Origin of the sequence: Halopseudomonas formosensis (assembly GCF_900115905.1) — a bacterium.
GTDB lineage: Bacteria > Pseudomonadota > Gammaproteobacteria > Pseudomonadales > Pseudomonadaceae > Halopseudomonas > Halopseudomonas formosensis.
In genome coordinates this window covers 20,824-28,501 of sequence record NZ_FOYD01000007.1, presented here as the reverse complement: position 1 = coordinate 28,501, position 7,678 = coordinate 20,824, and the positions used below count along the sequence as shown (strand labels likewise).

Here is a 7,678-nt window from a genome sequence, read left to right as displayed (position 1 = left end):
TGGGGCCAGCCGGGTGGTTTGGTTATCACACCGAGTATTGTGGGAGCCCCCGCCCCGGGGGCGAATAGCGCCGGCCGCTCGGAGTGGCCGGAAGGTTCAATCGCGCCGGGGGCGACGCTCCTGCAGACACTCACGGGTTTGCTTTATCTGCCCCGGCGGCTATCGTATCGTCCGGAAAATTCCATTTCTATCAGTGAGATACGTCCATGGCTTTTACCTTTGATGATCTTCAGCGCGCCTGCCAAAGCGAGTGGGACGCCTACATCAGGCATGACTTCGTTCAGCAGCTGGGCAACGGCACCCTGGCCGGGGACGCCTTCCGCCACTATCTGAAACAGGACTACCTGTTCCTGATCCAGTTCGGCCGTGCCTACGCCCTGGCTGCCTACAAGAGCCCGACCCTGGACGACCTGCGTCAGGCCAAGGCCGGGCTGGAGGCCATCATTGGCCTGGAGTTGGGTCTGCATATCGACTACTGCCGCCAGTGGGGCATCTCCGAAGCGGAGCTGCAGGCGCTGCCCGAGGCCCGGGCAACCATGGCCTACACCCGTTACGTGCTGGACACCGGCAACCGCGGTGACCTGCTCGACCTGCATGTGGCGCTGGCCCCCTGTCTGGTCGGCTACGCCCAGATCGGCAAGTGGCTGAGCGAGCGGCCAGAAACGGTACGCGGCGAGGCCAACCCCTATGATCACTGGATCTGCATGTACGAGGGGGCCGAGTTCCAGCAGGCCGCCGCCGCCGAGGAAGCCTGGCTCAACCGCGAGCTGGCGGAGATTTCCCCGCGCCGCTTCGAACAGCTGGTGCGCATCTTCCGCGACGCCACCCGCCTGGAAATCGACTTCTGGGACATGGGTCTGAACCAGCGTATGTAACCTGCTCCGGCCCGGGCAGCGACGCTCTACCCGGGCCCATTCCGCACGCTCCCCGCGGACTCGTCCAAACCTCATGTGAACCTGCGTTGCCCCTTCGCTGTCAATAATTCTGGCTGCGCTTCATACAGCCGTACCCACGCGCCACATCGCGTGATTAGTACTCAACTGACACTGGAGTTCATTATGAGTCTCACGATGAAATCGGTCCTGCTTGGAATGATGGTGCTCTTCATGGCTGGTTGTAACACCATGGAAGGCGCAGGAAGGGATATTCAGCGCGGCGGTGAAGCGCTGGAAGACGCTGCGGAGAGATAAGCGCTGGAAACACTGCCCTGGCCGCCCCCCGGGTGGCCGGTGCCAGCTCCCCATAAACCTGCTGAATACCCCGTCAACTTGGGGTTTGCCCACGTTCCGTCACCCCGCCTACACTCAGTCCCATCGATGGACACGCTGTGCGTGCGCTTCACTTCATTCAGCAGGTAGAGCATGAAAACAAGAATCACCGAACTCTTTGGTATCGAACATCCGATCATCCAGGGTGGCATGCACCATGTAGGCTATGCCGAGCTGGCCTCCGCCGTGGCCAATGCCGGCGGCCTGGGCATGATCACTGCCCTGACCCAGCCCACCCCGGCGGCGCTGGCCGAGGAAATCCGCCGCTGCCGCGAGATGACCGACAAGCCCTTCGGCGTCAACCTGACCTTCCTGCCCTCGGTCAAGCAGCCGGACTACCCGGGCTATATCGAGGCCATCATCAAGGGTGGCGTCAAGGCCGTGGAAACCGCCGGCAACAACCCGCAGAAATGGCTGCCGATCCTCAAGGAGCATGGCATCAAGGTCATCCACAAGTGCACCGCCGTGCGCCATGCGCTCAAGGCCGAGGCCATCGGCTGTGATGCGGTGAGTGTGGACGGCTTCGAGTGTGGCGGTCACCCGGGCGAAGATGATGTGCCCAACTTCATTCTGCTGCCTCGGGCGGCGGAGGAGCTGAGCATCCCCTTTGTCGCCTCCGGTGGCATGGCCGATGGCCGCTCGCTGGTGGCGGCGCTGGCGCTGGGTGCCGAGGGCATGAACATGGGCACGCGCTTCATTGCTACCCGGGAAGCGCCAGTGCATGACAACGTCAAGCAGGCGATAGTGGCGGCCAGCGAACTGGATACCCGGCTGGTCATGCGTCCGCTGCGCAATACCGAGCGGGTAATGAACAACGCCGCTGTCGAGCGCCTGTTGGAAAAGGAAAGACGTCTGGGCGCCAACCTCAAGTTCGAGGATATCGTCGAGGAAGTGGCCGGGGTCTACCCGCGCATCATGAAGACCGGCGAAATGGACGCCGGTGCCTGGTCCTGCGGCATGGTTGCCGGCCTGATCAATGACATTCCCACGGTGCAGGAACTCATCGACCGCATCATGGCCGAGGCGCAAGGCATCATCCGTCAGCGTCTGACTGGCCTGGTCAATGGCTGAGGGGACAGCACATGAGCTTTGATACGCCTCTTTACCTGTGCGGCCCGCTGCGCGAACCGAAACAGATGCTGGCCGATCAGCAATACAGCGGCCATACCTCCATCCACGATGACAACATGGCGGAAAAGCTGGGGTTCCGTGCCGGCCCGATCGAAGGTCCTACGCACTTCAGCCAGTTCGTTCCGCTGCTGGCGGAGATCTGGGGCCGGGACTGGTTCGAGCGTGGCTGCTTCTCCGCGCACTTCCAGAACATGGTGTTCGAGGGCGAGCAGGTGCGTGCCTTTGTCGAGCGCCCGGCACCGGGGGCGACCCGGGTACGCTGCTGGGCGGAAAAGGCCGATGGCACGCCCGTGCTGGAAGCCAGCGCCAGCCTCGGCCCGGATGATGGTCCGTCGCTGCTGGATGAGCGCATGGCCCGACTGCGCCCGCCGGAGCGGCTGGTGATCCTGGCCGACCTGCAGGTGGGCATGCAGGGTGCCCGGGAAGAGCGGGTGCGCATGGATGCCGACCAGCACATGGGGGATCTCTATCCCTTCTCGCTGAACCAGAAGCTGGAACGCATCACCGAGAACTCACCCTGGTACTCCCACGCCGACAGCTCGCCCTGGGGCCGGGCCATCATTCCGCTGGAAATGGTCAGTGTGCTGGCGGAATACAGCAGCAAGCTGGCGGCGTTTCCGGTCAAACAGCCGGTCATCGGCCTGTTTGCCGACCAGGAGATCCGCATGGTCGACGGTCCGCTGTTCGTGGGCGAAGACTATCTGATCAGGCGGGAAGTGGTGGCGCTGTCCGAGAGCAAGCGCACCGAGTCCTACTGGGTGCGTTCGCGCATCTACTCGGCCGACGGCAGCCAGCTGAAGGCGGAAATGCTGCTCAACCACGCCACCCTGAAGCATTCCTACGCGGATTATCCGAAGGACTGAAGCGGCAGGACGAGGGATTTTCCGGCGAGCAGCTGCTCGCCAATCCCGACCTCGGCGGCGTCTGAGCGCCGCCGGGGCATTCAGCTCGGAATGACCCGGGTCCGGCCCCGATCATCAATGGCAACGAAGACGAAGGTGGCTTCGGTCACCTTGCGGCTTTCGTTGTAGCTGTAGTTGTCGCTCCAGACTTCCACCTTGATGGTGATGGAGCTGCGGCCGATATCCTGCACCTGGCAGTGGAAGGCGAGCTGGGCGCCCACCGGTACCGGTACCATGAAGCCCATGCGGTCGATGGCGACGGTGGCCACTCGGCCCCGGGCGATGCGCGCCGCGGTGCTGGTGCCGGCGATGTCCATCTGACCGACCAGCCAGCCGCCGTAGATGTCGCCGAAACTGTTGCAGTCGCGGGGCAGAGCGGTGACTTTCAGCGCCAGCTCGCCCTGTGGAACGGGATCTTGATCAAGGTCTTGCATGAACTACTCTGGATGTCGTTGTAGTTGTTCTGGGGCCCGCCGCGGACGGCCTGCCCTGCTGTAGACCGCAATATTACGGCCCCGGGGGGGCAGCTGCAAGGAATGGCTGACTATCGCCATGCCAGCCACCGGCCGGTTTTATTTCACTGAAACATTCCTGCAACAAAGCGTGGACATAATGACGCCTGTCCTGGGAAGGAGTTGTGCAAGCGGACTTCTGGCGACGACCTCAGGGAGAGTCGGATAGTACTGCTGACCAAAGGTAGTTCACGCTATGTCTAAGGAGACTGGAATGAAAGGTTTGAAGAAACTCGCCGCGGTTGCCATTTCCGGATGTGCCCTGCTGGCGTCCCCGGTGTTTGCCGGCCAACTCAGCGTCAACGGTTCCACCACTGTGCTGCCGATCATGCAGGCGGCGACCGAGGCCTACACCAATGACAACCCCGAGACCACTTTCTCGGTAGCCGGCACCGGCTCCGGTAACGGTATCCGTGCGGTCATCGACGGCATGGCTGACATCGGCATGTCCTCGCGCTGGATCAAGGACAGCGAAGTCAAGCAGGCCCATGAGAATGGCGTTTACATCGTGCCCTTCGCCGTGGCCTCCGACGGTATCGTGCCGGTGGTCCACCCCGACAACCCGGTCAAGGAGCTGACCTCCGAGCAGCTGCGCGGCATCTATAACGGCAGCATCACCAACTGGAAGGAAGTGGGCGGCGAAGACAAGCGCATCGTTTCCATCTCCCGTGACTCTTCCTCCGGTACCTATGGCGTCTGGGTCGATACCGTGCTCAAGGGTGACCGTGTCAGCCCCACCACCCAGCTGCTGCCGTCCAACGGTGCCATAGTGCAGGCGGTTACCAGCAACCGCAACGCCATCGGCTATGTCGGTATCGGTTACCTGAATGACAAGCTGCAGCCGCTGAAGCTGGACGGCGTCGAGCCGAGTCACGACACCGTGCGTGACGGCAGCTGGCCGGTAGCCCGTACCCTGTGGGTATTCACCAACAACTGGCCGCAGGGCGAAACCCTGAAGTTCATCCAGTACGTTCTGCACCCCGAGAAAGGTCAGAAGGCGGTTGAGTCCACCGGTTACGTACCGCTGTACTGAGTGGCGGCCGGAGCTCAAGACGCTCTGCTCCAGCAAGGGTTGTACAGACGCCAGGCCTAGCCTGGCGTTCTGCCTGGCTGAGATTACATCCGAGCCCTCAAACCGAGAGAAAACATGTCAACATCATCGATATCCTCTTTCCAGGCCGCGAAGAAGCCATTGATCAGCAGCCGCACCATGGATCTGCTGGTGCACCTGTTCTTCCTGCTGGTGAGCGCCACTGGGGTGATCATCCTCGGCCTGATCCTCGTGTTTCTGGTCATGGAAGGCCTGCCGATCTTCGACAAGATCTCAGTCACGGACTTCCTGTTCGGCTCGGCCTGGTACCCTACCTACGATCCGCCGGACTACGGCATCTTCCCCATGATTGTCGGCAGCGCCAGCGTGGTGCTGGTGTCCACCCTGATCGCCGTGCCGCTGGGCGTGGGCACCGCCTTCTACCTGGCCGAGATCGCCTCGCCGCGCATGCGTGGCATCCTCAAGCCGGTGATCGAGCTGATCGAAGGTCTGCCGACCGTGGTGATCGGTTTTGTCGGCATGGTGGTGATTGCGCCGCTGCTGCAGAACGTATTCAACCTGGATACCGGCCTCAACGTATTCAACGCGGGGATACTGCTGGCGCTGATGGCGGTACCGACCATTGCCAGTATTGCCGAGGACGCCATCTACAGCGTCCCCAAATCCATGAAGGACGGTGCGCTGGCACTGGGTGCGACCCATTGGGAAACCATCTGCGGGGTGGTCTTTCCCGCTTCCATCACGGGCATCGCCACGGCGGTGGTACTGGGCATCGCCCGGGTCATCGGCGAAACCATGGTGGTGCTGATGGTGGCCGGCGGCGCCGCCATGATTCCCCATTCGCTGTTCGATCCGGTCCGTCCGATGCCGGCCAACATCGCCGCTGAAATGGGCAACGCCGCCTTCCGCAGCGATCACTACCACGCGCTGTTTGCCATCGGTCTTGTGCTGTTCGTGACCACCTTCCTGTTCAACCTGCTGGCGTCCTACTTCGCCAACAAGTATCGCCGTGTCGGGGAGGCCATCTGATGCTGGGTTCGGAAAACCGCAATCGTCGCCGTCGCAATATCCAGAAGGTTGCCTTCGGCATTCTCTGGGCGACGGCCACCCTCAATCTGCTGGCGCTGGTGGGCTTTCTGCTGTTCATCGCGGTCAACGGCATCTCGGCCATCAACTGGGAGTTTCTCAGTGAGATGCCGCGCAACGCCATGACCGAGGGCGGCATCCTGCCGACCATTCTCGGTACCCTGTACCTGAGTCTGGGCGCCATTCTGGTGGCCTTCCCGATCGGTGTGGGCACGGCCATCTATCTCAACGAGTTCGCCAGGGATGGCTTCTGGGTACGCATGATCCGCCAGGGGGTGGTGAACCTGGCCGGTGTACCTTCGGTGGTCTACGGCCTGTTCGGTCTGGCCTTCTTCGTGATCATAATGAAGCTGGGTGTCAGTATCATTGCAGGCTCCCTGACCCTGGCGGCTTTCATCCTGCCGCTGGTGATCGGCTCTGCCGAGGAAGCCTTGCGTGCGGTACCCAGGAACATGCGCCTGGCTTCCCTGGCGCTGGGGGCTACCCGCTGGCAGACCATCTACCGGGTGGTGCTGCCGCCGGCGCTGCCGAGCATGCTCACCGGCCTGATCCTGGGCATCAGCCGTGCCGCCGGCGAGACGGCGCCTATCATGTTCACCGCCGCGGTGTTCTCCACCGCCAAGCTGCCGACCTCGATCTTCGATGAGGTCATGGCAATGCCCTACCACATCTACGTCCTGGCGACCTCGGGGACCAACATCGAAGAAACCCGTCACCTGCAGTACGGCACCGCGTTACTGCTGCTGCTGATCGTGGTGGTGCTCAACCTGTTCGCCATCCTGCTGCGCAACAGGCTGCAGAAGCGCTACAAGTCCAGCACCTGACAGCCACCACTACCGGATACGGGGACACCCAATGAACACTGAGTCGACTATGAATATGCAAACCAGCCTTCCGCAAACGGATAAGATGACTGTTTCCGCCACCACGGCATTGCCGCAGACCGGAGACAGGCTGTCCATGGAAAACGAGACCATCAAGATCCAGGTCAACGACCTCAAACTGTATTACGGCAACGACCAGGCCCTCAAGGGTATCGACATGGTCATTCCCGAGCGCAAGGTCACCGCCTTCATCGGCCCGTCGGGCTGTGGCAAGTCCACCCTGCTGCGCTGCTTCAACCGGATGAACGATCTGGTGGACATCTGCCGCATCACCGGGGAAGTGCTGATCGGCGGCAAGAACATCTATGACCGGGATGTGGATGTGGCCGAGCTGCGGCGCAACGTGGGCATGGTATTCCAGAAGCCCAACCCCTTCCCCAAGACCATCTACGAGAACGTTGCCTACGGCCTGCGCCTGCAGGGCGTGCGCTCCAAGCGGGTGCTGGACGAGGTGGTCGAGCAGTCGCTGCGTTCCGCTGCGCTGTGGGATGAGGTCAAGGACCGCCTGCATGACAACGCCTTCGGCATGTCCGGTGGTCAGCAGCAGCGACTGGTGATCGCCCGGGCCATCGCCATCCAGCCGCAGGTACTGCTGCTCGACGAGCCGGCCTCGGCGCTGGACCCGATCTCCACCCTGAAGATCGAAGAGCTGATCAACGACCTGAAGGACGAGTACACCATCGTCATCGTTACCCACAACATGCAGCAGGCAGCGCGGGTATCCGATTACACCGCCTTCATGTACATGGGCGAACTGATCGAGTTCGGTGATACCAATACGCTGTTCACCAATCCGGGCAGGAAGCAGACCGAAGACTACATCACCGGGCGTTACGGTTAATCC

Annotated in this window: 9 protein-coding genes; 8 read left to right on the top strand and 1 reads right to left on the bottom strand. The window is 62.0% G+C overall.

From position 1 onward, the window contains the following. Window positions 1-206: 206 nt before the first annotated feature. The 4 genes from tenA (at window position 207) to BM046_RS10775 (ending at window position 3,262) form a co-directional block, all read left to right on the top strand. Window positions 207-875: a thiaminase II gene (tenA, locus tag BM046_RS10790; RefSeq protein WP_090539366.1), complete on the top strand. Its 669-nt coding sequence runs from the start codon at window positions 207-209 to the stop codon at window positions 873-875. Between the two features lie 183 nt (window positions 876-1,058). After that, a complete protein-coding gene (locus tag BM046_RS10785; protein WP_090539364.1) occupies window positions 1,059-1,190 on the top strand; it encodes an entericidin A/B family lipoprotein in 132 nt (43 codons plus the stop codon). Window positions 1,191-1,361: 171 nt separating this feature from the next. Next, entirely contained in the window at window positions 1,362-2,339 is a 978-nt protein-coding gene (locus tag BM046_RS10780) for an NAD(P)H-dependent flavin oxidoreductase (protein ID WP_090539362.1), read from the top strand. A gap of 11 nt (window positions 2,340-2,350) precedes the next feature. Continuing rightward, window positions 2,351-3,262, top strand: coding sequence for a hotdog family protein (locus tag BM046_RS10775; protein WP_090539360.1), 912 nt, complete (start codon window positions 2,351-2,353; stop codon window positions 3,260-3,262). 80 nt (window positions 3,263-3,342) lie between these two features. Here BM046_RS10775 and BM046_RS10770 read toward each other — a convergent pair whose 3' ends face one another. Next, complete coding sequence (locus BM046_RS10770) at window positions 3,343-3,735, bottom strand: acyl-CoA thioesterase (protein ID WP_090539358.1); 393 nt, start codon at window positions 3,733-3,735, stop codon at window positions 3,343-3,345. A gap of 292 nt (window positions 3,736-4,027) precedes the next feature. Here BM046_RS10770 and BM046_RS10765 point away from each other — a divergent pair, with 292 nt between their 5' ends. The 4 genes from BM046_RS10765 (at window position 4,028) to pstB (ending at window position 7,675) form a co-directional block, all read left to right on the top strand. Further along, entirely contained in the window at window positions 4,028-4,846 is an 819-nt protein-coding gene (locus tag BM046_RS10765; RefSeq protein WP_090539356.1) for a phosphate ABC transporter substrate-binding protein, read from the top strand. 114 nt (window positions 4,847-4,960) lie between these two features. After that, complete coding sequence (gene pstC / locus BM046_RS10760; RefSeq protein WP_090539353.1) at window positions 4,961-5,893, top strand: phosphate ABC transporter permease subunit PstC; 933 nt, start codon at window positions 4,961-4,963, stop codon at window positions 5,891-5,893. Continuing rightward, window positions 5,893-6,774: a phosphate ABC transporter permease PstA gene (gene pstA, locus BM046_RS10755; protein WP_090539351.1), complete on the top strand. Its 882-nt coding sequence runs from the start codon at window positions 5,893-5,895 to the stop codon at window positions 6,772-6,774. The genes pstC and pstA overlap by 1 nt, the downstream gene beginning before the upstream one ends. A gap of 85 nt (window positions 6,775-6,859) precedes the next feature. After that, window positions 6,860-7,675, top strand: a complete 816-nt coding sequence (pstB, locus tag BM046_RS10750; RefSeq protein WP_177197843.1) for a phosphate ABC transporter ATP-binding protein PstB — start codon at window positions 6,860-6,862, stop codon at window positions 7,673-7,675. Window positions 7,676-7,678 lie beyond the last annotated feature (3 nt).

What these genes read in the sequence shown, in the direction of transcription:
- BM046_RS10775 (WP_090539360.1), top strand. Translation starts at nt 2,351, where the DNA reads ATGAGCTTTGATACGCCTCTTTACCTGTGCGGCCCGCTGCGCGAACCG.
- pstA (WP_090539351.1), top strand. Translation starts at nt 5,893, where the DNA reads ATGCTGGGTTCGGAAAACCGCAATCGTCGCCGTCGCAATATCCAGAAG.
- tenA (WP_090539366.1), top strand. Translation starts at nt 207, where the DNA reads ATGGCTTTTACCTTTGATGATCTTCAGCGCGCCTGCCAAAGCGAGTGG.
- pstB (WP_177197843.1), top strand. Translation starts at nt 6,860, where the DNA reads ATGACTGTTTCCGCCACCACGGCATTGCCGCAGACCGGAGACAGGCTG.
- BM046_RS10785 (WP_090539364.1), top strand. Translation starts at nt 1,059, where the DNA reads ATGAGTCTCACGATGAAATCGGTCCTGCTTGGAATGATGGTGCTCTTC.
- BM046_RS10770 (WP_090539358.1), bottom strand. Translation starts at nt 3,735, where the DNA reads ATGCAAGACCTTGATCAAGATCCCGTTCCACAGGGCGAGCTGGCGCTG.
- BM046_RS10780 (WP_090539362.1), top strand. Translation starts at nt 1,362, where the DNA reads ATGAAAACAAGAATCACCGAACTCTTTGGTATCGAACATCCGATCATC.
- pstC (WP_090539353.1), top strand. Translation starts at nt 4,961, where the DNA reads ATGTCAACATCATCGATATCCTCTTTCCAGGCCGCGAAGAAGCCATTG.
- BM046_RS10765 (WP_090539356.1), top strand. Translation starts at nt 4,028, where the DNA reads ATGAAAGGTTTGAAGAAACTCGCCGCGGTTGCCATTTCCGGATGTGCC.